This window comes from Phenylobacterium sp. (assembly GCF_031181185.1).
Classification (GTDB): Bacteria; Pseudomonadota; Alphaproteobacteria; order Caulobacterales; family Caulobacteraceae; genus Phenylobacterium.
This window is the reverse complement of record NZ_JAPSKZ010000003.1, coordinates 29,903-51,814: the sequence shown is the minus strand read 5'-3', so window position 1 is coordinate 51,814 and position 21,912 is coordinate 29,903. Positions and strand designations below refer to the sequence as shown.

The following is a 21,912-nucleotide window of genomic DNA, read 5'->3' as shown; positions in this document are numbered from 1 at the left end:
TTTCCGCCGTCGCGGCGTTGAGGTTCTCGGTGGCCTCCCGGCTCTGCCGGGCAAGATCCTTAAGGCCATCCACCATGGCGTTGAGGGTCGCCCCGAGCTGCCCGATCTCATCCTTGGAGGTTGCCGCCGTCTGGCCAGTGAGGTCGCCCCGGCCAACCCGCTCGACGAAGCCCATGAACGCGTCCAGCGGCCCCACGATCGAGCGACGGATCAGATAGGCGGTGCCCGCCGCCAGCGCCACGGCGGCGATCAGGCCCATGAGCATCAGGTTGCGGCTGAGGTTGTAGGCCTCCACCAGGCGTCCCTGTCCGGCCCGCAGCACGCCGTCCATCTCCTGCAGGATCACCTGCATCTGACGTTCGAACGCGCCGCGTCGGCTGTTGAGCCGCTCGCGCGCCGCCAGCGCCGCGGCTGTGTCCCCGCGCGCCAGCGCCTGTTCGGTGGCTTCATTGTCCGCCTCGGCGGCCTGCAGGATCGGCTTGGCCGCGGCCAGGGATTGCCGGACCCGCCGCCAGGCTGCCTGCCGCTCGAGGTTGAGGGCGTTGTTCTCGTACTCCGACGCCAGCGTCATAGCCTGGTCGAGCGCCTGCGCGGCGGCCGCATTGCGTTCGCGCCAATTGATGCCGCCGGTATCGCTGCTCGTCCGCGCCAGTTGGTCGGCGAAGCGGCTTTCGGCGGCCGCCTGCATCTGCTGCCGCGCAACCCGAATGTCGCTGATCAAGCGCACGAAACCGAGGTCGCGGCCGACAATGACTTCGGTGTCGCGGCGCACGTTGCCGATCTGGTTCAGCGCCAGAAGGCCGATCGCGATCATCAGCACGATCATCGCGGAGAAGCCCAGGAGGATTCGGTTGGCTATGGTCACGGGGCGGCGCCTCCATGCGGGAACGACTTCGTGTGGGCGAGAAGCTCGCGAGCCGAGAGCGTCACGAGCAGTTTGTCTCGGTGTTCTCCGGTGACGACGCGGGCCCGGCCGGCGTCCTCTTGCGCCAGCGGCTCGACTTCGGCCGCAACGGGCAGGTCGTGAAGGCGTAGGGCGATCTTGTGCGGCGCGGCCAGAATCACGAGCCAGCCGCCCGTCTGCCCAGCGGCCGTCGGCGCGCCCAGCAGCGTCGCCATGTCGATCGCGGGCCGCACCTCGCCGTCGTCGGCTACGAGCCCCAGCACTGCAGGATGACCTCCGGCCGCCGCGCCCCATCGGACGAACGGCCTCACCTTGGCGACGTCGGCCATCGGCAATCCGTAGAGATCGAGCCCCACCCGGCACACGAGCACGCGCTCGCCGGCGCCAACGGCCTCCACCGCCTGGGCCCTACCCGCAAGGCGTCGGGCGCGCTCCTGCAGGATCTCACGGCGGCGCGCCGCGGACAGAACCGCGACGTCGGCCGCCCCTCGGCTCCGCCCTTTCGTCGACACCCTCAAGCCCCCGTCGTCCCGCTTCCAAGCTGGACGCGCGCCATCTCCCGCAGTTCACCCGCGGTCAGACCCGCCCCTTCGGCCAAACGCGCGTCTACAGCCAAGGTTCCGGCGATCTTCGCGGCCGCCGCCACGGCCCTGCGTCCGGCCTCCCGGCGGCCTCGCGCCATCCGCACTAGGCCGAGGTGGTACTGCGCCATGACGAAATGGGGATCAAGATAGGCCGCGCGGCGAAGGGCGTCCTCGGCCGCGCCAAGCCGGCCCAGCGCCTGCTCAACCAGTCCAGAATAGAAGTGGAGCACAGGGTCCTCCGGGCGCGCCTGCAACGCCTCGCGACAGGCCAACTCGGCGCCCCGGAAGTCGCCGACATCGGCGCGCCGCCGGACCTCGGCCAGCAGAGCTTCGGCCGACGCGCTTGGCGGTTCCGGCGTCGGTAAAACAAGCGGCGCAGGCGCTGCAGTCGGCGCGGGCCTTGGCGCTGGAATGAGGCTCAATGGCTGCAGGACAAGTTCGGCTGGAGTGGGAACCGGCGCAGGCGACCAGGGCGCAGGTGACGGCGTGCTTTCCTCCGTCACGGCGGCGCCCGGCGGACGGTAAGCAACGGTGCCCGGCAGCGCCACGGCGGCGGCGAAGCGGGCGAACTCCGGATTCGGTTCGGCGTGGCCCACGAGGAGCCAGCCTTCCGCCTTCAGGCGACCCACGAGCGCGGCGCAGACCTCCACCATCTTCTGTGGGTGGAAATAGATGAGGACATTGCGGCAGAGGATCAGGTCGAAATCGACCAGCTCCAGCGGCGGCGACGGCCCCAAGAGATCGAGCAGATTCCCGCGCTGGAACCGCACCATGCTTCGGTAGGGCGCCTTCAGCTGCCAGAGGGAGCCGGATTCGGTGAACCAGGCCTTCCGCTGTTCGGCGTCGAGCGAACGGATGGCCCAGCGACTGAACTGCGCCTCGCGGGCAGCCGACAGGAAGTCGTCGTTGATGTCCGTACCGAGAATGTTGATGCGCCACTGCGACAGGGCTTCGCCGAGCATCTCGTGCAGCAGGATGGCGACGGAATAGGCTTCCGCGCCCGTGGCGCAGCCGGCGCTCCAGATCCGGATGCGGCGGGTCGCTGCGCAGCGCTCCAGGATGTCCGGCAGGATCGTCTTCCGAAGCGCCTCGAATTGCTCCGGGTAGCGGAAGAAGTAGGTCTCCCCGATCGTCAGTTCGGCCTCGAGGGCAGCCCACTCGCGCTCGCCGCGCTCCCGATCGGCCAGGCGCTCCAGATAGGCCTCCAGGCTCGCGCCCCGCAGCCGCTTGCGGACGCGCTCCCACAGCAGGTCGTCCTTGTCCTCATAGTAGAAGTGGCCGGTGCGCTCGATGACCTGCTGCTTCAGGCGACCGAACGCCTCGCCGGCGGGGACCGGCGCGAGCGGAGACTTCAACCCTCGGCCTTCAGGTCCGCCAGGCGCTCGGCGGCCGCAGCCGCCAACTCGTCGATCCGCTGGCGTTCCTCCACGAGCAGCAGCCGACCCCGGTCGAGCAACGGAACCATCTCTGCGCCCACGATGAGGTTGCCGACGAGCGCCTCGTTGACGCTCTGGGCTGTCGATAATGGCGCCATGCCATCGGCTCTGGCATCCACGTCGAGAACCCGTTCGACGAGGAGTCCGAGATGCGCGCCGCCGGCCGAGCCCGCTAGCCGGATGATGTGATGGTACAGTCCGTCGCCCTGCGGCTCTTCGGTCCCGAAAAGCATCGCCAGGCGGACGACGGCCAGCGGCTCTCCAGCAAGGTTTGCGAAGCCGGCGAGAGCCTTCGGCGATCCGGGCGGACGTTCTACCGGGAGGTTCGGCAGAACCTCGACGACGCCGGTGGCCGAAAGCCCCCAGCGCACACCCGCCGACCGGAACAGGATGTAACGTCCCTCACCCGTCATGCCGCCCCTTGAACACGAAGAACCCGAGAATGGGAAGCGCGTCCCGCGACGAGCAGGACACCTTCTCCAATCGTCACCGGGGCCCAGCGGTCCGCCTAATACGGAACGGGATAACGAAGGGGTGGCGTGTGCGTACTAGGGCGCGCCCGCTCCGGTCCTCGACAACCAGCCATCGGGCCGAACTTCGCGCCTAGGCCCCGGCCGACCGAGAAGCGTCCGCCTCTCGGCGCCGGCTATGTTCTTCCTCATGTTCGCCGTCATGGGCTAGTTCGGGATGCTTCTGGATCAGCGCGATCCGATCTTCCGCAAGCTTCTCCCAGTGGTCGGCCATCTGCAGCATCATCGCGCGCTGCTCGGCGGACTCCATCTGCGCGGCGAGGTCGCGGCATTCCTTGGCGTGCAGGCGGTACTCGGAAGCCTTCTTCATGTCTGAAGAGCGCACAGCTCAGCTGGAGGTTCAACTGGAGGTGCGCGCGCGAACGCCGCCGGGCCGGCTGGTCGGACGGCCCGGCGGACTAGTCTTCCACCCATTCCGCGGCTCGGAGCACCCACGGGATGGAGCCGTCAAACTTTCCAGGCGCATCCGTTGTTCCAGCGCCGCCCTCCTCCCATCGACAACAAGCCTCTTCCCTCGCCGCTGAGGTCGTTATAACAGTGCTGTTATATTGTTGGAGGACAGATGCGGTCGCTCAAGGCTCTCACACTCGCGTTCCTGCTCGCGACAGGCGTCCACGCCCCTGCCGCCGCGCAGAAGGCGTCCAGGTCCGAGGCGAAGGCGGCGGCGGCTGAGGTCGCTCGCCTGGTCGCGCGGGATTACGTCTACGAAGCCCGGCGCGCGCCGCTCGTGCACGCGCTCAAGACCGCGCCGGTGACCGGCGAGAGCGTCGACGCCCGGGAATTCGCCGAGAGCCTCACGCTGCGCATGCGGGCCGTCAGTCCCGACAAGCACCTTCGCATGAGTTGGAGTCCCGACGAGTATCGGCGCCTGGCGGCCGAGCAGCGCCCCTCGAGCGGACCGACGTCCGCAGAAGCCGGGCGCTGGGCGGTCGAGGCCCGCCGCTCGCACCACGGGATCAGTGACCAGCGCCTCCTCGCCGGCAACGTACGGATCGTGAGGATCACCGACTTCTGGTGGGAGGCCGGCAGCCGCGAGGCGCTGGAGCGCGCCGTGGCGTTCCTGCAGGACGCAGACGCCCTGATCATCGACCTTCGCGGCAACGGCGGCGGCAGCCCGGAAGCGGTGCAGTTCCTGATCAGCCACTTCATGCCCGCCGATACCCTGCTGATGACCGCGCGGGCGCCGAGCGGCAAGACAGAGCAACGCCGGAGCCTCGCGGTTCCGCCAGGACGCAGCCTGGGCGGCCGCCCCTTGTTCGTGCTCGTCGACGGCGTGGTCGGCTCGGCGGGCGAGGAGTTCGCCTACCATGTGGCGCAGTTCCGACTAGGCCGGCTGGTGGGCTCCACCACCGACGGGGCGGCCAACCACAATGCGCTCTATGCCATCGCCCCGGGTTTCGTCCTCAGCCTCTCGGTGGCCAGCCCCACCCACCCCGTCAGCGGCGGCAACTGGGAGGGAACCGGCGTCCCGGCGGATGTCCCCGCCGCCCCAGGACAGGAGGAAGCCGTGGCGCACGTGCTCGCCCTCGAGAGCTTGCGTGACGCCGCGCAAGGTTCGGACCGCACCGGCATTGAATGGGCGCTGGAAGGCGCCAGGGCCGCGCTGAAGCCCTACCAGCCCACAACGGCGGAGCTGCAGGCGGCGGCCGGATCCTATGAGGATCGCCAGCTCGCTTATGCCGACGGCAGCCTGATCTACCGGCGGCCGGACCGCACCGACGTCCGCCTGCGCCCCCTGGCCCGCGGCCTGTTCCAGCTCGGCTCCACCGAGACCCGCCTGCGCCTCGTGGATGGCCCCCGCCCTTCCGCCATCGAACTCAGCTACAGTGATGGGACCGTCCGCCGCTTCGCGCGGGCGCCCCGCTGAAGGCCCTCCCATGTCCATGAAAGGCGATCCTTTGGGTGACCCGAACCGGCAGGACGCGCCCTACACCGCCACCCTCGGCACCCTGCTGCGGCACCTGATCGAACTCCTGGACGGGGACGTGGAGGCCTCTTACCGCGCGCTCGGCCTCAACTACCGGGCGCGCTACACCCCGATCGTGCGGGCGCTGGCGCGCACGGGCCCCGCCTCCATCCGCGCGCTGGCGACGGCGAGCGGCCTCACCCATTCCGCGGTGAGCCAGACGGTCGCGGTGATGGTGCGCGACGGCCTCGTCGTCAGCCGACCCGGCGCCGACGGCCGCGAGCGGCTCATCGAGCCGACCGACGCCCTGCGGCGGATGACGCCGCAGCTCGAGACCCAGTGGGCCGCCACCAACCAGGCTGCGGCCAGCCTGAGCCACGAGGTGGGGGTGCAGCTGGAAGAGATGCTCGCCCGCGCCATCGGCGCCCTGGAGCGGAAGCCGTTCCGCCGCCGCATCGCCGAAGCGCAGGCGGGGCAGGAGCACACGGATCGAGAATCCAGATAACCGTGTTATGCTGCTCACTCAGTCTGATGGGCGGTGTCATGCGCGTGCAGGCCATCGTGGATGCGATCTCGGCGCGGCAGGAGGAGGTCGGTCCCGCCATCGTCAATGAGCTGCTCGCCGTGCTGATGACGGCGCGGGAGCATTTTGCGGACCTCGAGGAGTGGACGATCTTCCTCGCGGTGGTCTCGAAGTCGAGCGTGCTCGCCAGGGACGTGGACGCGCCCTCGCGGCCGCCGCCGCCCGGCGCTGGCACCAACGTCAGGTCGCTGGCGGACTCGTGCGAGCTCCCCCGCGAGACGGTGCGCCGCAAGGTTCGCAAGCTAATGGACCGCGGCTATGTCGCGGCGCGCGACGACCGGCTGCTGGCGACCGAACAAGCCAAGGCCGCGCTCCAGCCCCTGACGCAGCAGGTCTATCGCAGCGCCGCGCGCGTCCGGCTCATGATCGACAAGGCCATGGCGGAGGGGGCGGGCCAGCCGCCACCTTGATCCCGGCGTAGCTCCAAGGCCGCGCTGCGACCTACGCGCGCACTACATCTTATGCGGGTAGCGCTACAACCTCCGAGCGCCATATCGGCTGGTTCCGGACGAATGACGTTCGACGGACAAGGACGAATGAACTCGACGCCACGCCGCCTAATCGAGAGCCGCGACGGCTCCACCGCGGTGGAGTTCGCGCTGCTGGCGCCGATGCTGCTCCTGCTGCTGGCGGGACTGATCGACGTCTCGCGCCTGATCTCCCAGACCATGCAGGTCCGCGCGGCGGCCCAGGCCGGCGCCGATTGGGCCCAGCGCCACGGCTGGAACGCCGCCGGCGTGCAGTCGGCGGTTGCGAGCGCCACCGCCTTGAGTTCGGTCTCCGCCACGCCCGCGCCAACTCAGGTGCGCGCCTGCGTCTCGGGCGGCAAGCTGGTCGAGACCACGGCGGGCGAGTGCGCGGCCGGCGTGCCCTCCGGCGAGTTCGTCAAGGTCGCGGCCCAGGCGCCTTTTCAGGGGATCCTGCCGTGGCCCGGCATCGTCCTGCCGGAGACGTTGGCGGCGTCGGCCATGGTGCGCGTGCGATGAACCCACTCACACGCCTCCTGCGCGACCGGCGCGGCAATGCGGCGGTGGAGGCCGCGTTCGTGCTGCCGCTTCTGCTTCTGCTGCTGCTGGGCGTGGTGGAGGTCGGCCGCCTCGCCTGGGCGCGCGCCTCGCTCGACTTCACGGTGCAGGAGGCCGCCCGCTGCGCCGCCGTCCGCACCGACCTCTGCGGCACGCCGGAGGCCACGCGCCAGTACGCCGCCAACCGCCTGGCGGCCCTCGACGTGCCGGCCGCGGCCTTCACGGTCACGCCGGGGCAGCCCTGCGGCGTCCGCGTGCGGGCGTCCTACGCCTATCAGTTCCTGACCGTGCCGATGGTGGCCAAGGCGTTCGGGAGCGCCCCCACCGTGGCCGCAGAAGTCTGCCGGGCCTGACGAGATGATGACCGCTGTGGCCGGCTCCCTTCCGTTCCTCACCCGACTTGCGAACGACCGCCACGGGGCGGCCGCCCCCATGGCGGCATTGGGCATGGTGGTCGTCTTGGGCTTCGTCGGCATGGGCGTCGACATCGGGCACAACTACGTCCAGCGGCGTACGGCTCAGCATGCCGCAGACTCAGCCGCATTCTCCGGCGCGGTCGCCTTGGACCGCGGGGTGGGCGATCCCGCCGCGGAGGCCCGCGCCGTGGCCGTCCAGTACGGCTTCGATCCTGCCAACGTCGCCGTCAACCTGCCGCCACTGACTGGGCCCAACGCTAGCAGGGCCGGTCACGTTGAGGTCCTGATCGAACGTGCGGGCCACCGGTTCTTCTCGGCCCTGCTCGACGTGGCCGCCCCGAAGATCCGGGCGCGCGCCGTGGGCCGCATTGGCCAGCCCGGAGACGCCTGCGTCGTGGCGTTGAATGGCTCGGCGCGAGCCACCGCATCGTTTGCGGGCGCGACGGACATCGTGCTCAACGGTTGTTCGCTGTTTGCGAACTCCTCGAGCAGCTCGGCCTTGGAGTTGAACGGCAACTCACGTCTCACCGCCAAGAGCGTAGGGGTGGTCGGCGGCTACGCCCAGAGCAGCAACTCCAACATCTCCACCCAGCAAGGCATTCACACCGGACAGGCGCCGATCGAGGATCCATACAAGGACGTCGAAATCCCCGAATACAAGAACCGCCCGTGTGACTTTTCGAGCAAGCAGGTCCCGACGGGATTGTACGGCCGCAGCGACGGCCAACCCTTCGTGTTCTGCGGCGGCATGCAGATCAACAGCCGCGACACCGTCACACTGCGGCCAGGCACATATGTGATCGACGGCGGCGACCTACTGGTAAACGGCGGGGCCACGCTGACCAGCAACGGGCCCGTGACAATCATCCTGACGAGCCGAACGGGGCTCGACCACGGGTCGATCGACATCCGTGGCGGCGCAGAGGTGAAGCTGACCGCCCCAACGAGCGGCGACCTATCGGGGCTTGTCTTTTTCCAGGATCGGAATGCGCCTCACGGCGAGAGCAAGCTCAACGGCGGCTCGACCCAGTCGCTCGAGGGTACGATCTACGCCCCCAGTCGGAAGCTCGTCTTCACCGGCGGTTCGGAAACCACTGGGGGTTGCACGCAGATCCTTGCGAGCGAAGTCGAATTCTCCGGCAACGCTCGCCTTGAGCTCGACTGCACGTCCAAGGGCGTTCGCATGGCGGGGGGCCGCCGCACTGCTCTCGTAGAGTAGAAGAGGCCAATACACCTCATGGCCAAGGCCCAATTTGGGTCAATTTGCGTCCAATCCCACTTCGAGACCAGAATAAGCGTCACCTTATCGCGACGATTGACTTTTAATGCACGCATTTGGTGTACGTTATGTCGCAGATTGCAACCATTGCGGATAGTTAATGCTGGATTAAATTGGCTTCCATCCGGCGGGGACACCACGAGGGAGCTCTGGCCGGGGAAGTCAAATCGAGGAACTCCGCAATGACCAACCTGCTCAAGAAGCTCGCCGGTGACCGCAAGGGCGCCACCGCCATCGAATACGGCCTGATCGCCGCCTTCATCGCGCTCGCGATGACCGCCGCTCTGCCGGGCATCAAGACCGCCCTGAGCACCAAGTTCACGGCCGTGCAGACCGAACTGCAAAAGTAAGTTCAGGTTCTGACTACGAGCGGGCCGGTTCAGGCCCGCACCAAACTTCCGAAATCGAGGGCGAACGATGCACCACGTTTCTGACGCGGCGATGTTGTTCGCCCTCGTTCTCTCTGCCGCCGGCCTCGTCTGGGCTGCGGCGAGCGACGTCTCCAGGTACCTGATCCCGAACCGGGTCTGCCTGCTGGTCGCCGCAAGCTACCTCCCGACCGCCGCCGCCCTCCCCTTCGGCGCTTGGCTGGCCGGTCTCGCCATCGGCGTCCTCACCCTCGGCGTGGGCCTTGTGCTGTTCGCCCGCGGCTGGGTCGGCGGCGGCGACGTCAAGCTGGCCACCGCGATCGCGCTGTGGGCCGGCCCCGCCTATCTCTCGGGCTTCGCCCTCGTGACCTCCCTGGCCGGCGTCGCGCTGGCCGTCCTGATGCTGAGCCCCGCGCGCCGCCTGATGCCGCGCCCTGCCAAGATCGAGGGCGCCGCGGAGAGCGACGCGGGCCTTGCTCAACCGATGCCGTTCGGCGCGCCGCTGGCCGTCGGCGGCGCCTGGGTGCTGGTCCAGCACCTCACCGCAACCTTCTAGGGAAGAGACCCCGTGGTTTCCTCACGTCGCCTGATGTTCCTGGGCGCCGCGGCCCTCCTGTCCGCCGGCGCCGTCTACACGACCCAGCAGTGGGCGCAGGCTCAGCTGGACCAGGCCGCCCAGACCGCCGCCGCCGGCAGGGCCGCGGCCCCGGCGGCCGTGCAGGTCCTGGTGGCCAGCCGCGCTCTGCCCGCCGGCACGATCCTGAAGCCCGCGGACATCCGCTGGCAGCAGTGGCCGGCCGACGCCTCGACCGCGGGCTACCTGACCAGCGCTGCGAGTAGCCCGGCCAAGCTGGCCGGCGCCGTGGCCCGCGCCGACCTGGTGGCCGGCGAGCCCCTCACGACCCAGCGCGTCGTGCAGCCGGGCGAGCGGGGCTTCCTGGCCGCGGTGCTCAAGCCCGGGTATCGCGCCGTGACCATCAATGTGTCCGCCAGCACCGGCGTCGCCGGCTTCATCTTCCCAGGCGACCGCGTCGACCTGGTGCTCAGCCGTCAGCTGGGCGCGGAGCAGAAGCGCTACGTAAGCGAAACGGTGCTGACTGATGTTCGCGTGGTCGGCATCGACCAGCGCTCGTCCAATCCGAAGGGCGAGGTCCTGGTCCCGCAGACCGCAACCCTGGAAGTCTCGCCCAAGCAGGCTGAGATCGTCACGCTGGTGACCGAACTCGGCAAGCTGTCGCTGAGCCTCCGCAGCCTGGCCACGCCCGGCGAACCTGGCCTGCCGCAGCACGCCGTTACCCGCACCTGGGACAGCGAGGCCACCCAAGGCGGCGCGCCCCGGGTGACGCCGGTCGCCGCCTCCGCGGCTACTGCCCCGGCTCGTGCTCCGCGCCGCGCGGCCGCACCGGCCGTCGAAGTCATCCGCGGCTCCACCTCGAACCTCGGAGCCGCCTCGTGAACCGCGCGCCCATGAAGACCCTCCCGAAGACGGTGACGGCCATCGCCGCCGCCGTGTCCCTCACCTTCGGCGCTGCTGCGCCGCAGGCGGCTCACGCCGACGCCGCCGTAATGGGTGACGTGCCCACCGAGCTGAAGGTCGAGGCCGGCAAGGGCCGGCTGATCCGCCTGGACCGCCCGGCCGCCACGGTCTTCATCGCCGATCCGAAGATCGCCGACGTGCAGGTGAAGTCTCCGACGCTGGTTTACGTCCTGGGCAAGGCGCCCGGCGCCACCAGCCTCTTCGCGCTGGACGGCAAGGAACAGATGATCGCGAACCTGGCGGTCAACGTCGCCATCGACACCGCCCGCCTCAGCGCGGCTCTGAAGCGCCACGCGCCCAATAGCCAGATCGAGGTCGAGAGCGTGGACGGCGCCCTGATCCTCAGCGGCAAGGCTGGCTCGGCCGCGGAAGGCGCCGACGTCCTGCGCATCGCCAGCCAGTTCCTCCCGGGCGACGGCGAGGCGAAGTCCGGGCGGCTGATCAACCGGATCGCTGTCGAGCAGACCAATCAGGTCAACCTGCGCGTCCGGGTCGTCGAGGTGTCCCGCGACGCCCGCAAGCTGATCGGCGTCAACTGGAACGCCGTCGGCCAGATCGGCAGCGGCGCCATCGGTCTGGCGACGGGCCGCGACGTGCTCACCCGGCTCGTCGGCGCCGACGCGGTCGCCGGAAGCTATCGGGACGGCGACGTCGACGTGAACGTGCTGGTCGACCTGCTGAGCCGCAAGGGCCTGGTGAAGGTCCTCGCCGAGCCGAACCTGACGGCGGTTTCGGGGGAGCCCGCCAGCTTCCTGGCCGGCGGCGAGTATCCGATTCCGGTCGCCCAGGAAGACGAGAAGATCACCGTCGAATACAAGCAGTTCGGCGTCAGCCTGGCGTTCGTCGCCACGGTAATGGACGGCGGCCGCATCAGCCTCAACGTGCGTCCGGAAGTGAGCCAGCTGTCCGAGGCGGGCGCCGTCACGATCAACCAGCTCACCCTGCCCGCGCTCACCACCCGGCGGGCGGAGACGACCGTCGAACTGGGCAGCGGCCAAAGCTTCTCGATCGCGGGCCTGCTGCAGAACACGTCCAACGACGTCGTCCGCAAGATGCCGGGCTTAGGCGACATCCCGGTCCTGGGCCAGCTGTTCCGGTCGAAGGACTTCCAGAAGAGCGAGTCTGAGCTCGTCATCATCGTGACGCCCTATCTGGTGAAACCCTCGAGGCAGAAGCTCGCGACGCCCGAGGACCTGAACTCCCAGGCCAATGCGCGAAACCTGGCTGCGATGGTCGCCGAGCCGGCCCACCTCACCGAAGGCGCCAACCCGGCCGCGCCGGCTGGGGACGCCGCCCTCAACGCCGTCAAACGCGTCCAGGCCGGCAAGGTGAAGCCGCTGCCGAACACCGACACCACGGACGAAGGTCAATAGCCATGGCCCTGCCCCGCATCGCCCCTGGCGGCGAACGCCCCCGCGACATGCTGGCCGTCGTCGCCGACGAGGTCACCCGCGAGGTGGTCCGTCAAGCGGCGCTCCAGCTCGGCTGGCCGCAGAACCGCGTCCGCGAAGGCGGTCTTGCCGCCGCCGTCGCCCACCTGCAGAGCCATCCGGCGCCGGCGGTGCTGCTGGTCGACATCAGCGACTGCGACGACGTGCTGGCCGGTATGGACGCCCTGGCCGAGGTGTGCGAGCCGCACACCCGCGTGGTGGCCGTCGGCGCTGCGAACGACGTCGGGCTGTATCGGCGCCTGATGGCGCTCGGCGTGAGCGACTACCTGGTCAAGCCGGTGAGCGCCGACGCCCTGGCCGAAGCCCTGCGCGACGCCGAGACGCGCGAACGGCCCGCCGGTCCGAAGCCTGCCACCTGCCGGACCGTGGCCCTGATCGGGGCTCGCGGCGGCGTGGGGGCGACGGCCGTCGCCACCTCCATCGCCTGGGCGGCCGCCCAGGAGCGCAAACAGCCCACGGTGCTGCTGGACCTCGACCTCCAGTTCGGCGCCGCCTGTCTCAACCTGGACCTGGAGCCGGGCCGCGGCCTACGCGAGTTGTTGGCCAACCCCGAGCGGATCGACAGCTTGCTGATCGGTTCGGCCGTCGCGCACGCCGGCGAGCAGCTGCGCGTGCTGGCCGCCGAGGAGCCGCTGGAAACCGAACTGAACCTGCGCGGCGACGGGCTGGAGGAATTGCTCGGCGCCCTCGCGGAAGGCGGATCCGAGGCGATCGTCGTCGACACGCCGCGCAGGCTGGACCCGCTCAGCCGGGCGGCGCTCGCCCGCGCCGACGTGGCGGTCATCGTCACCGACCTCAGCCTGCCGGGCATGCGCGACGCCCAGCGCCTGCTGGGCCTCATGGGCCACGTGCGCAGTGGCGAGACGCTCGTTGTCGCCAATCGCTCGGGCGGGGTGGCGGGCGAGGTCCCGCAGGCGGAGTTCGAGCGCGGCCTCGGCCGCAAGCTGGATGCGATCCTGCCGCACGACGCGAAGGCCGCCACATCGGCGGCGGAGCAGGGCAAGCCCCTGCTGGCGACCGCCGGTCAGGGGCCGCTGGCCGCCGAGCTGCGCCGCCTTTCGGCCCGCATCCTCGGTGGCGAAACGACGGTTGAGCCGGCCGGCCGCGAGTCGTGGCTCAAGAAGATACTGGGGAAATAGGCATGTTCGGTCGCAGGGGCCTCTCGCCCGATCCTCAGAGTCCGCCCCCGGCGCGCCCGCGCCTGACGGTGCTGACCAACGACAATCTGGCGAGCGCCGCCGAGGCGGTCCTGAAGCCCGATCCCCAGCCTGCGCCGCAGGCGCCGGCCGACGAGAAGATTCAGGACGCCGCGCGCGTGGTCCAGCCGCTGCTGCTGCAGCGGATCGACAGCGAGGCCGCCAGCCGCCTGGATCGTGACGAGCTGGGCCGCCAGCTGGCCGGCGTCGTCGCCGAACTCGTCGCCGAGCTGAAGCTGCAGCTCAACCAGCGCGAACAGGGCGAACTCGTCACCCTGCTGCTCAACGACATGCTGGGCCTGGGGCCGCTCGAGCCGCTGCTGGCGGATGAGACGATCACCGACATCATGGTGAACGGCGCCAAGCAGATATACGTGGAAAAGGGCGGCAAGCTTCAGCTGGCCGACGCCCGCTTCCGCGACAACTCTCACGTCATGGCCGTCGCCGGCCGGATCGTCAGCCAGATCGGCCGCCGCGTGGACGAGTCCTCGCCTCTGGTGGACGCCCGCCTGCAGGACGGCAGCCGGGTGAACATCATCATCCCGCCGCTGGCCATCGACGGGCCGTCGATCTCCATCCGGAAGTTCTCGAAGCGCCGCATCGACCTCGACGTCATGGCTCGGCAGGGGAACATCTCCCCTGAGATGGCGACGGTGCTGAAGATCGCCTCGCGCTCGCGGCTCAACATCCTGATCTCGGGCGGCACCGGCTCGGGCAAGACCACCCTGCTGAACGCGCTCTCGCAGATGATCGCCGCCGACGAGCGGGTGGTCACCATCGAGGACGCCGCCGAACTGCAGCTGCAGCAGCCGCACGTCGTGCGCCTGGAGACCCGCCCGGCCAACCTGGAAGGCAAGGGCGAGATTCACATGCGCGACCTGGTGAAGAACGCCCTGCGGATGCGGCCCGACCGCATCATCCTGGGTGAAATCCGGGGCGGCGAAGCCTTGGACATGCTGCAGGCCATGAATACCGGCCACGACGGATCGCTCGGCACGATCCACGCCAACCGTCCGCGCGAAGCCCTGACGCGTCTCGAGAACATGGTGGGCATGTCGGGCGTCAACCTGCCCGCCCAGGCTGTGCGCACCCAGATCGCGGCCGCCGTGCAGATGATCGTGCAGATCAGCCGGATGCGTGACGGCATGCGCCGCGTCACCAGCGTCACCGAGGTGGTGGGCATGGAAGGCGACGTCATCACCACGCAGGAGCTGTTCTCCTACAAGTTCGAAGGCGAAGCCGCCGACGGCAAGCTGAAGGGCCGCTTCGAGTCCTCCGGCCTGCGTCCGAACTTCACCTCGCGCGCCGAGTACTTCGGCCTCGACCGAATGCTGCTGGACGCCATCGGATGAGCCTGCTCGTCCTGATTGCGACGGCCGGCGCGGCCCTGCTGCTGCTGGCGGCGGCGGCTCCTGGCGGCTCGGGCAAGCGCAAGCTCGCCAAGCGCGCCCGGGCGCTAGGCCAGCCCCGCGCCGCGGCTTCGAAGGCCGACGCCCTCCAGTTGGCCAAGCCCGGGGCCTCGCGCCTGGATACTCTGGCCCAGCGCCTGCTGCCCAAGCCGGCGGTCCTGCGCTCGCGCCTCGAAGCTACGGGCCTGCCGATCACCATCGGCCACTACGGCGCGGCGACGGCGATGATCGGACTCGTGGCGCTGATCCTGGGCCTTGCGCTGGGTGCGCCCCCGGCCATGGTCCTGCTGAGCGCTGTCGCCGAAGCCGTGGTCATGCCGCACCTGGCGGTCAACTTCCTGATGGCGCGCCGCCGCAACCGCTTCCTCAGAGTTTTCGCCGAGGGGATCGCGCTGATCGTGCGGGGCCTGCGCGCGGGCCTGCCAGTCACCGAGACCATCGGCGTCGTCGGTCGCGAGATCGCCGATCCTGTGGGCGAGGAGTTCCGCGGCATCGCCGACCAGATCCGCCTGGGCATGCCCATCGAGGACGCCATGTGGCAGTCGGCCAAGCGCATCGGCCTGCCTGAGTTTAACTTCCTGGTCATCAGCCTGTCCGTCCAGCGCGAGACCGGCGGCAACCTCGCCGAGACGCTGGAGAACCTCGAGCAGATCCTGCGCCGCCGGCAGCAGATGCGCCTGAAGATCAAGGCCATGTCGTCCGAGGCGACGGCCAGCGCCCTGATCATCGGCTGCCTGCCGTTCGTCATGGCCGGACTGATGACGTTCACCAGCCCCGACTACATGCGCGTGCTGCTGACCGACCCTATGGGGCGGCTGATGATGGCGGCGGGCTTCGCCAGCCTGACCGTCGGCGGCCTGATCATGCGAAAGATGGTGAGGTTCGAGATATGAGCCTGGATATCCTCGCCACCGCCCCCGGGGCTCCAGCCATCGCGCTGGCGGTCGGCGTCGCCAACTTCCTCGCGATCCTTGCCGTACTGCGCGCGCTCTCGCCCGGCGACCCCGTCGCGGTCCGCGCCCGGGCGCACGCCAAGCGCCGCCGCGAACTGCGCGCCGAGCTGCTGCGGCCGCGCCGGACCGAGCGCGCCCGCTCCGTGGGCCTGGCCCGCCGGCTGGTGGAGGCCCTGAAGCTGAACCGCGGAGACGAGGCCAAGAAGGCGGCGAGCCTGCTTGTCCAGGCGGGCTGGCGCTCGAGCGACGCCACCTCGGTGTTCCTGGCCGTCCGCGTCATCGCCCCGGTCGCGCTCGGTGTCGCGGCCTGGCTCTTCGCGCCGTCGCTGCTGCACGACACCGACATGATGCGTCGGTTGATGGTCGGCGTTGGCGGCGCCTGCGCGGGCCTCTACCTGCCGCGCCTGCTGCTGAGGAACGCCATCACCAAACGGCATCAGAAGATCCAGAAAGGTCTGCCCGACGCGCTGGACCTCTTCGTGATCTGCGCCGAGGCGGGCCTGAGCCTAGACGCCTCGCTCACCCGCGTCGCCCGCGAGATCGGCGCCAGCGCGCCCGAGCTTGCCGACGAGCTGGGCCTGACCGCCGTCGAGTTGGGCTTTCTGCCGGACCGCCGCGAGGCGCTGATGGGCCTGGCCCGCCGGGTGGCCACGCCTCAGGTCCGCGGCCTGGTCAACACGCTGGTCCAGACGGAAAAGTACGGCACGCCGCTGGCTCAGGCCCTGCGCGTCCTGGCCTCGGAGTTCCGCGACACGCGGATGATGAAGGCCGAGGAGAAGGCGGCGCGGCTGCCCGCGACGCTCACGGTCCCGATGATCGCCTTCATCCTGCCGCCGCTGTTCGTGGTGCTGATCGGGCCGGCCATCGTCCAGGTCCTGAACACCAGCTGGTGAGGTCAGCGCCTCACGCGTCGCAGGCGCGGACCGCGTGGGCGACGTGGAAGCGGCCGGAGTGCGACAGCACGATCCAGTCGCCGCAATGGGCCACGACCGGACCCTCGGGCGTGCGCACCTGCACCGCCGCCGCCTCGGCCACCGATTGAGCCTCGTCGCCCAGCCAGCTCCACAGCACGGCCCAGCTCTTCTGGTCGTGCGGCGGGGGCACCCTGAGCGCGGCGCCGTGGTCGAAAGGGGGGTGTGAACGGATGACTCGCATGGGTTCCAAAACTGATGCCCCGACCTGCGCGAGTCGGCGGTGCTTCGGTCACCAAGACCTTAACTGGGCGGCGTCCGCGCGGCGGTTTCGGCGGCCTCGCTGAGTTCCCGGGTGCGCCGGGCGTAAAGGTCGGCGAGTTCGGCCCGCGTGTCGGCGGCGTTGCGCATCGCGCGCCATTCGGCCTGGCCGCGATCGATGACCAGCGGGTCGGCCCCGGCGGCGAGGGCGCGTTCGTAGGCGTCCTTCATCCGCCGCTCCTGGATCTTCAGGGTCGGGTTGGCGCAGAGCAGCCGGTCGGCCGGCGTCGGCTGCAGCCGGCAGGCGCCGCCCGCGCTGCGGGCTTTCGGCGGCGGCGCAGCGGCCTTGGCGAGCCGGATCGGCGCGGCCTTCGCGGGCGCGGGGGCGGTACTCGGCGCGGCCACGGCCGGCGCTGGCGTCTCGGGGACCGACGCCGTCTGCATACCGCTCGCCTGGCGCATCAGGCGCTGCACCTCCGCGATCCTGGCGTCCGGATCGGCGCCCGGGAGCGCGGCCTGGACGAGGGCGATACGGCGCGCCTCGGCCTTGCCGGGCGGCTCGGCGGCCTGCGCGACCGTCCCGGCGAACATATCGAAAGCCAGGCAGAAATCGAGGATGCGCCCGTCGGCCTGCAGTGACTGGGCGCAGCTCTCCGTGAACCGCGCCAGGCCGTCCACGCCGCTGTTCGCATAGACGAGGCCGAACTCCTCGTAGGCGCGACGCACCTGTTCCGGATCGGCGGCCGGGGACGCGGCGCGCACAACCTCGGCGGTCGCGGACCGGACCTCTGGATTGTCGAAATAGGTCTTGCTGGGCGAGCTGAGCCACCAGCCCACACCGCCCGCAACCGCGGCCGCCAGGACCACGCCCGCGATCATCGGCGCCTTCGAGCGCAGACGGGGCGGCGGAGGCGGAAGCTCAGCCTCCTGCCTCAGATCGTCCCACCAAACGTCCGCAGCCCGTGGCATGACTCCACGAACACGCAACCAAGGCTCAGGTTGCACCGTATTTCTACAAGGCTCGAAAACGCTTTTCAGACCTGCAACAAGGGCCTTTACTGCATGGCTTGAGATAACGCGGTTCGTAGAATCGCGCTTCGGGGTAAGGAGAATCCACATGGCCGAGACGTCGACCAAGGCGCCGGATCCGATGGACATCGCGCTCGGCGCTGCTGTCCGGATCCGCAGACGGACGATCGGCATGTCGCAGGAGGCGCTGGCCGAGCAGTGCGGCGTCAGCTTTCAGCAGATCCAGAAGTACGAGAACGGCGCGAACCGCATCTCCTTCTCTCGGCTGGTGCTGATCGCGCGTGCGCTGCGCTGCCGCGTGACCGACCTGATGGACGTGTTCGATGGGCCCGACAAGGAAACCGCCCGTGATCTGGACCTGCTCACCCGCCTGCGCACGCCGGGAGCCCTCGAGCTGCTCGCCGCCTACGAGCGCCTGGCGCCCGAGGCCCGCAGCTCGCTGGTCGGCCTGCTCCGCGCGCTGACCCCGGAGGCGGCGGTGAAGGAAGTCGAGGCCGCCTAGACCTCAGTCCGCGGCCAGGGCCTTGTCGACCAGGGCCTTGGCCTCCGCGCCCGACCAGTCGGCCTCGCCCGCCACGCGGCCGATCTCCCGGCCGTCCTTGCCGTAGACCACCGTGGTCGGCGCGCCGGCCGCCGGCGGGTCCATGCGGAACGGCAGCTTCATCTCGCGGTCGTGGTAGAACTTCAGCGGGTCGTGGCTGGCGATGAACAGCCGGGCCTCGGCGGCCGAGCTTTCGGAATCGATGCTGACGGCCACCACCTCGACCGGCTGGCCCGCATAGGCCGCCTGCAGCTTGGCGAGCGTCGGCATCTCCACCTTGCAGGGCGCGCACCACGTCGCCCAGACGTTCATCACCACCACCTTGCCCTTCAGGTCGGCCACCTTCACCGGCTTTCCGGCCTCATCATAGAAGGCGTAGTCCGGCGGCGGCGCGCCGGCCGCTTCGGTGCTCCACTTGCTCATCAGGGTCTTGGCCGCGGGCGCGGCGGGCGCCGTCGCTTCGGTGTGGACCTGCGGCTTGGTGGAAGCCTGACCGATGATGTAGAGAACCGCGGCGACGCCCAGGAGGGCTGCGCCCCAGAGGGCCCATTTCAACACGCCCTTGGGCTTCGTGGTGGCCGCTGGACCTTCGCTCATATGACCGACGACTCCTCTGACGCGTCTGGCCGGACCGCTCCGGCGGGCCAAGCTATGTGGGGTGGACGGTTTTCAGGCAAGCCGGCCGAACTGATGCAGGCGATCAACGTCTCCATCGGCTTCGACAAGCGGCTCGCCGCCCAGGACCTGGCGGGCTCCCGCGCCCATGCCGCCATGCTGCGGACCGCAGGCGTCCTGTCCGCCGAGGACGAGACGGCGATCCAACAGGGCCTGGCGACGATCGAGGGCGAGATCGCCGCCGGGACCTTCCCGTTCCGCGAGGAGTACGAAGACATCCACATGAACGTGGAGGCGCGGCTGCGCGAACTGATCGGCCCCGCCGCCGGCCGGCTGCACACGGCCCGTTCGCGCAACGACCAGGTGGCCCTCGACTTCCGGATGTGGGTCCGGGACGCTTGCGACCGCACCGTGGCCCAGCTCCGCGCGCTCCAGAAGGCGCTGGTGGCCAAGGCCGAGGCCCATGCCGACGCCGTGATGCCGGGCTTCACCCACCTGCAGCCGGCCCAGCCCGTTACCTTCGGCCATCACCTGATGGCCTATGTGGAGATGTTCGGTCGCGACGCCGCGCGGTTCGCAGATGCCCGGACCCGCATGAATGAGTGTCCGCTGGGCGCGGCCGCCCTGGCCGGCTCCCCATTCCCGATCGACCGCGAGATGACCGCCCAGGCGCTGGGCTTCGACCGCCCGACCGCCAATTCGCTCGACAGCGTCGCCGACCGCGACTTCGCCCTGGAGGCGCTGGCGGCCGGCGGCATCTGCGCGATCCATCTCTCGCGGTTGGCCGAGGAGATCGTGATCTGGATGACGCCGCAGTTCGGCTTCGTGAAGCTCTCCGACGCATTCACGACCGGCTCGTCGATCATGCCGCAGAAGAAGAACCCCGACGCGGCCGAGCTCGTCCGCGCCAAGGCCGGCCGCCTGCTGGCCAGCTTCCAGCAGCTGGCGGTCGTCATGAAGGGGCTGCCGCTGACCTATTCGAAGGACATGCAGGAGGACAAGGTCCCGACGTTCGAGGCCTTCGACGCGCTCGAGCTGTCCCTCCTCGCCATGGCCGGCATGGTCGCGGATCTGCAACCCAACATCGAGAACATGACGCAGGCCGCCGGCTCGGGCTTCTCGACGGCAACGGATCTGGCCGACTGGCTGGTGCGCGAGCTGAACCTGCCGTTCCGCGACGCCCACCATGTCACCGGCGCCGCGGTGAAGCGGGCCGAGGAACTCGGCTGCAGCCTGTCCGATCTTGTCTTGCCCGAGCTGCAGAAGCTGGACGAGCGGATCACGGCGAGCGTCTATGAGGTGCTGACGCCGGAAGCCTCCGTCGCCAGCCGCCGCAGCTACGGCGGAACGTCCCCGGACCAGGTCCGGGCTCAGATCAAGCGTTGGAAGGAGATCCTGGCATGAGCCTCAAGAGCACCACCGCCGCGCTCGCGGTCCTCATGGCCGCCGCTGCCGGGCTCTCCGCCTGCGGCAAGGTGGGCCAGCTCGAGCGCCCCGGCCCGCTGTTCGGCGCCGAGCGCAACACGACCAAGGACGCGGACGACGCCCAGCGCGAGCGCGACCCGGCCCGTCCGGTCGACACCGTCGATCCGCGCGACCGCAGCACCGATCCGGCCCCGCCGCGCACCCTGCCGATCGAGGGCACCTCGCCCGACCCCGGCCGCACCGCCCCGCAGGGCGCCCTGCCCGACCCCTACGCGCTCCCGCGCCGATGAACCATTTCGAGCTTCGCGACGGCGAGCTCCACTGCGAGGACGTGCCGCTGGCCCGCATCGCCGAGGCTGTCGGCACGCCCGTCTACGTCTATTCCTCGGCCACGCTGGAGCGGCACTTCACGGTGCTGCGTGACGCGCTGACCGGCGCGGGAGTCCGCGACCCGCTGATCGCCTATGCCGTGAAGGCCAACCCTAACATCGCGGTGATCCGCACCCTGGCCCGGCTGGGCGCCGGCGCCGACGTGGTGTCAGAGGGCGAGGTCCGCCGCGCCCTGGCCGCCGGCGTGCCGCCCGAGCGGATCGTCTTCTCCGGCGTCGGCAAGACCGAGGGCGAGATCGCGTTTGCGCTCAAGGCCGGCGTGGCCGAGATCAACGTGGAGTCCGAGCCGGAGCTCGACCTCGTCAACCGCGTGGCGCAGGACCTTGGCGTCCGCGCCGAGATCGCCATCCGCGTGAACCCCGATGTGGGCGCCGGCGGCCACGACAAGATCTCCACCGGCAAGGCGGACAGCAAGTTCGGCGTCAGCTTCTCCGAGGCCGAGCGGCTCTACGCCAAGGCCTCGAACCTGGCGGGCGTGCGGCCCGTCGGCGTCGCCTGCCACATCGGAAGCCAGATCACGGACCTGGCTCCTATGGAGGAAGCCTTCGTCAAGATGCGCGGGCTGGTCCAGCGCCTGCAGTCCGAAGGCCTGCGGGTCGAGCGCCTGGACCTCGGCGGCGGCCTGGGCGTGCCCTACTTCAACCAGCCCGAGCCGCCCTCGCCGGGCGACTACGCGGCGATGATCGCCCGGGCCACCAGCGGGCTGGACGTGGGCCTGGCCTTTGAACCCGGTCGGATGATCGCCGCCAACGCCGGCGTCCTGCTCTCGCGGGTCGTCCACGTGCACCAGCGGCCCGACCGCCGGTTCCTCGTGCTGGACGCGGCGATGAACGACCTCCTGCGGCCGGCCATGTACGACGCCTACCACGACATCCGCCCGGTGAATCCGCGCGGCGGCGAGGCGCAGGCTTACGACGTCGTGGGGCCTGTCTGCGAGACCGGCGACACCTTCACCCGCGACCGCAAGCTGCCGCCGCTCGCACGCGGGGACCTCGTCGCTTTCATGACAGCGGGCGCCTACGGGGCGGCCATGTCCAGCGAGTACAACTCCCGCCCGCTGGTCCCCGAGGTGCTTGTGAAAGGCGGCGAGTTCGCCGTCGTGCGCCCACGGCCCAGCTACGACGACATGCTGGCGCGGGAGACCCCCGCGCCGTGGCTCTGAC

At 70.0% G+C, this 21,912-nt stretch carries 26 protein-coding genes; 18 read left to right on the top strand and 8 right to left on the bottom strand.

Annotated elements, in window-relative coordinates:
* The 5 genes from RIF93_RS00775 to RIF93_RS00755 all read right to left on the bottom strand — a co-directional run.
* Positions 1-826, bottom strand: an 826-nt coding sequence (locus RIF93_RS00775) for a methyl-accepting chemotaxis protein (RefSeq protein WP_309087471.1), incomplete at its 3' end; no start/stop codon positions are given.
* A gap of 35 nt (positions 827-861) precedes the next feature.
* The gene (locus RIF93_RS00770; protein WP_309087472.1) at positions 862-1,269 is read right to left on the bottom strand and encodes a chemotaxis protein CheW; all 408 of its coding nucleotides are present in this window, start codon (positions 1,267-1,269) and stop codon (positions 862-864) included.
* A 149-nt stretch (positions 1,270-1,418) separates the two neighbouring features.
* On the bottom strand, positions 1,419-2,843 hold the full coding sequence (locus RIF93_RS00765) for a protein-glutamate O-methyltransferase CheR (protein WP_309087469.1): 1,425 nt from the start codon (positions 2,841-2,843) through the stop codon (positions 1,419-1,421).
* Entirely contained in the window at positions 2,840-3,337 is a 498-nt protein-coding gene (locus RIF93_RS00760; protein WP_309087467.1) for a chemotaxis protein CheW, read from the bottom strand. The genes RIF93_RS00765 and RIF93_RS00760 overlap by 4 nt, the downstream gene beginning before the upstream one ends.
* Before the next feature lie 190 nt (positions 3,338-3,527).
* Positions 3,528-3,764, bottom strand: a complete 237-nt coding sequence (locus RIF93_RS00755) for a hypothetical protein (RefSeq protein WP_309087465.1) — start codon at positions 3,762-3,764, stop codon at positions 3,528-3,530.
* Between the two features lie 252 nt (positions 3,765-4,016).
* Here RIF93_RS00755 and RIF93_RS00750 point away from each other — a divergent pair, with 252 nt between their 5' ends.
* The 14 genes from RIF93_RS00750 to RIF93_RS00685 all read left to right on the top strand — a co-directional run bounded on the left by RIF93_RS00750 (position 4,017) and on the right by RIF93_RS00685 (position 16,470).
* Positions 4,017-5,321 (top strand): S41 family peptidase, encoded by a 1,305-nt coding sequence (locus RIF93_RS00750; RefSeq protein ID WP_309087463.1) that lies wholly within the window; start codon positions 4,017-4,019, stop codon positions 5,319-5,321.
* Positions 5,322-5,337: 16 nt separating this feature from the next.
* Positions 5,338-5,865, top strand: coding sequence for a MarR family transcriptional regulator (locus RIF93_RS00745; protein WP_309087461.1), 528 nt, complete (start codon positions 5,338-5,340; stop codon positions 5,863-5,865).
* Positions 5,866-5,903: 38 nt separating this feature from the next.
* Positions 5,904-6,353: a hypothetical protein gene (locus tag RIF93_RS00740; protein WP_309087458.1), complete on the top strand. Its 450-nt coding sequence runs from the start codon at positions 5,904-5,906 to the stop codon at positions 6,351-6,353.
* A 126-nt stretch (positions 6,354-6,479) separates the two neighbouring features.
* The gene (locus tag RIF93_RS00735; RefSeq protein ID WP_309087456.1) at positions 6,480-6,929 is read left to right on the top strand and encodes a TadE/TadG family type IV pilus assembly protein; all 450 of its coding nucleotides are present in this window, start codon (positions 6,480-6,482) and stop codon (positions 6,927-6,929) included.
* Complete coding sequence (locus RIF93_RS00730) at positions 6,926-7,321, top strand: TadE/TadG family type IV pilus assembly protein (RefSeq protein ID WP_309087454.1); 396 nt, start codon at positions 6,926-6,928, stop codon at positions 7,319-7,321. Before RIF93_RS00735 ends, RIF93_RS00730 begins: the two co-directional genes overlap by 4 nt.
* 4 nt (positions 7,322-7,325) lie before the next feature.
* Positions 7,326-8,603, top strand: coding sequence for a pilus assembly protein (locus tag RIF93_RS00725; protein ID WP_309087452.1), 1,278 nt, complete (start codon positions 7,326-7,328; stop codon positions 8,601-8,603).
* A gap of 242 nt (positions 8,604-8,845) precedes the next feature.
* A complete protein-coding gene (locus tag RIF93_RS00720; protein ID WP_309087450.1) occupies positions 8,846-9,013 on the top strand; it encodes a Flp family type IVb pilin in 168 nt (55 codons plus the stop codon).
* A gap of 67 nt (positions 9,014-9,080) precedes the next feature.
* Entirely contained in the window at positions 9,081-9,587 is a 507-nt protein-coding gene (locus RIF93_RS00715; RefSeq protein ID WP_309087449.1) for a prepilin peptidase, read from the top strand.
* A 12-nt stretch (positions 9,588-9,599) separates the two neighbouring features.
* Positions 9,600-10,487: a Flp pilus assembly protein CpaB gene (cpaB, locus tag RIF93_RS00710; RefSeq protein ID WP_309087447.1), complete on the top strand. Its 888-nt coding sequence runs from the start codon at positions 9,600-9,602 to the stop codon at positions 10,485-10,487.
* An 11-nt stretch (positions 10,488-10,498) separates the two neighbouring features.
* On the top strand, positions 10,499-11,941 hold the full coding sequence (locus tag RIF93_RS00705; RefSeq protein WP_309087445.1) for a type II and III secretion system protein family protein: 1,443 nt from the start codon (positions 10,499-10,501) through the stop codon (positions 11,939-11,941).
* A gap of 2 nt (positions 11,942-11,943) precedes the next feature.
* Entirely contained in the window at positions 11,944-13,158 is a 1,215-nt protein-coding gene (locus RIF93_RS00700; protein ID WP_309087442.1) for an AAA family ATPase, read from the top strand.
* A gap of 2 nt (positions 13,159-13,160) precedes the next feature.
* Complete coding sequence (locus tag RIF93_RS00695; RefSeq protein ID WP_309087440.1) at positions 13,161-14,567, top strand: CpaF family protein; 1,407 nt, start codon at positions 13,161-13,163, stop codon at positions 14,565-14,567.
* Entirely contained in the window at positions 14,564-15,517 is a 954-nt protein-coding gene (locus RIF93_RS00690) for a type II secretion system F family protein (protein WP_309087438.1), read from the top strand. The genes RIF93_RS00695 and RIF93_RS00690 overlap by 4 nt, the downstream gene beginning before the upstream one ends.
* On the top strand, positions 15,514-16,470 hold the full coding sequence (locus RIF93_RS00685) for a type II secretion system F family protein (RefSeq protein WP_309087437.1): 957 nt from the start codon (positions 15,514-15,516) through the stop codon (positions 16,468-16,470). The genes RIF93_RS00690 and RIF93_RS00685 overlap by 4 nt, the downstream gene beginning before the upstream one ends.
* 10 nt (positions 16,471-16,480) lie before the next feature.
* On the opposite strand, the gene RIF93_RS00680 is transcribed toward RIF93_RS00685, so the two are convergent.
* Both RIF93_RS00680 and RIF93_RS00675 read right to left on the bottom strand, forming a co-directional pair.
* Positions 16,481-16,681 carry a hypothetical protein gene (locus RIF93_RS00680; RefSeq protein ID WP_309087435.1) on the bottom strand — a complete coding sequence of 67 codons (201 nt, stop codon included), beginning with the start codon at positions 16,679-16,681 and terminating at the stop codon, positions 16,481-16,483.
* A gap of 110 nt (positions 16,682-16,791) precedes the next feature.
* A complete protein-coding gene (locus RIF93_RS00675; protein WP_309087433.1) occupies positions 16,792-17,628 on the bottom strand; it encodes a hypothetical protein in 837 nt (278 codons plus the stop codon).
* A 238-nt stretch (positions 17,629-17,866) separates the two neighbouring features.
* Between RIF93_RS00675 and RIF93_RS00670 the strand changes: the two genes are divergently transcribed.
* The gene (locus RIF93_RS00670) at positions 17,867-18,280 is read left to right on the top strand and encodes a helix-turn-helix domain-containing protein (RefSeq protein WP_309087431.1); all 414 of its coding nucleotides are present in this window, start codon (positions 17,867-17,869) and stop codon (positions 18,278-18,280) included.
* Between the two features lie 3 nt (positions 18,281-18,283).
* Here RIF93_RS00670 and RIF93_RS00665 read toward each other — a convergent pair whose 3' ends face one another.
* On the bottom strand, positions 18,284-18,916 hold the full coding sequence (locus tag RIF93_RS00665) for a redoxin family protein (RefSeq protein ID WP_309087429.1): 633 nt from the start codon (positions 18,914-18,916) through the stop codon (positions 18,284-18,286).
* On the opposite strand from RIF93_RS00665, the gene argH reads away from it, so the two are divergent.
* The 3 genes from argH to lysA are packed head-to-tail and all read left to right on the top strand — an operon-like array spanning position 18,917 to position 21,911.
* Positions 18,917-20,338, top strand: a complete 1,422-nt coding sequence (gene argH, locus RIF93_RS00660; protein WP_309087427.1) for an argininosuccinate lyase — start codon at positions 18,917-18,919, stop codon at positions 20,336-20,338.
* Positions 20,335-20,649: a hypothetical protein gene (locus RIF93_RS00655; RefSeq protein WP_309087425.1), complete on the top strand. Its 315-nt coding sequence runs from the start codon at positions 20,335-20,337 to the stop codon at positions 20,647-20,649. Before argH ends, RIF93_RS00655 begins: the two co-directional genes overlap by 4 nt.
* A complete protein-coding gene (gene lysA / locus RIF93_RS00650) occupies positions 20,646-21,911 on the top strand; it encodes a diaminopimelate decarboxylase (RefSeq protein ID WP_309087423.1) in 1,266 nt (421 codons plus the stop codon). The genes RIF93_RS00655 and lysA overlap by 4 nt, the downstream gene beginning before the upstream one ends.
* The last annotated feature ends 1 nt before the right edge of the window (position 21,912 follow it).

Coding starts and splice junctions, on each gene's coding strand:
- RIF93_RS00705 (WP_309087445.1), top strand. CDS start 10,499: ATGAAGACCCTCCCGAAGACGGTGACGGCCATCGCCGCCGCCGTGTCC.
- RIF93_RS00695 (WP_309087440.1), top strand. CDS start 13,161: ATGTTCGGTCGCAGGGGCCTCTCGCCCGATCCTCAGAGTCCGCCCCCG.
- RIF93_RS00760 (WP_309087467.1), bottom strand. CDS start 3,337: ATGACGGGTGAGGGACGTTACATCCTGTTCCGGTCGGCGGGTGTGCGC.
- RIF93_RS00715 (WP_309087449.1), top strand. CDS start 9,081: ATGCACCACGTTTCTGACGCGGCGATGTTGTTCGCCCTCGTTCTCTCT.
- lysA (WP_309087423.1), top strand. CDS start 20,646: ATGAACCATTTCGAGCTTCGCGACGGCGAGCTCCACTGCGAGGACGTG.
- RIF93_RS00730 (WP_309087454.1), top strand. CDS start 6,926: ATGAACCCACTCACACGCCTCCTGCGCGACCGGCGCGGCAATGCGGCG.
- RIF93_RS00690 (WP_309087438.1), top strand. CDS start 14,564: ATGAGCCTGCTCGTCCTGATTGCGACGGCCGGCGCGGCCCTGCTGCTG.
- argH (WP_309087427.1), top strand. CDS start 18,917: ATGACCGACGACTCCTCTGACGCGTCTGGCCGGACCGCTCCGGCGGGC.
- RIF93_RS00700 (WP_309087442.1), top strand. CDS start 11,944: ATGGCCCTGCCCCGCATCGCCCCTGGCGGCGAACGCCCCCGCGACATG.
- RIF93_RS00655 (WP_309087425.1), top strand. CDS start 20,335: ATGAGCCTCAAGAGCACCACCGCCGCGCTCGCGGTCCTCATGGCCGCC.
- RIF93_RS00750 (WP_309087463.1), top strand. CDS start 4,017: ATGCGGTCGCTCAAGGCTCTCACACTCGCGTTCCTGCTCGCGACAGGC.
- RIF93_RS00685 (WP_309087437.1), top strand. CDS start 15,514: ATGAGCCTGGATATCCTCGCCACCGCCCCCGGGGCTCCAGCCATCGCG.
- RIF93_RS00675 (WP_309087433.1), bottom strand. CDS start 17,628: ATGATCGCGGGCGTGGTCCTGGCGGCCGCGGTTGCGGGCGGTGTGGGC.
- RIF93_RS00735 (WP_309087456.1), top strand. CDS start 6,480: ATGAACTCGACGCCACGCCGCCTAATCGAGAGCCGCGACGGCTCCACC.
- RIF93_RS00670 (WP_309087431.1), top strand. CDS start 17,867: ATGGCCGAGACGTCGACCAAGGCGCCGGATCCGATGGACATCGCGCTC.
- RIF93_RS00740 (WP_309087458.1), top strand. CDS start 5,904: ATGCGCGTGCAGGCCATCGTGGATGCGATCTCGGCGCGGCAGGAGGAG.
- RIF93_RS00725 (WP_309087452.1), top strand. CDS start 7,326: ATGATGACCGCTGTGGCCGGCTCCCTTCCGTTCCTCACCCGACTTGCG.
- RIF93_RS00745 (WP_309087461.1), top strand. CDS start 5,338: ATGAAAGGCGATCCTTTGGGTGACCCGAACCGGCAGGACGCGCCCTAC.
- RIF93_RS00720 (WP_309087450.1), top strand. CDS start 8,846: ATGACCAACCTGCTCAAGAAGCTCGCCGGTGACCGCAAGGGCGCCACC.
- RIF93_RS00665 (WP_309087429.1), bottom strand. CDS start 18,916: ATGAGCGAAGGTCCAGCGGCCACCACGAAGCCCAAGGGCGTGTTGAAA.
- RIF93_RS00755 (WP_309087465.1), bottom strand. CDS start 3,764: ATGAAGAAGGCTTCCGAGTACCGCCTGCACGCCAAGGAATGCCGCGAC.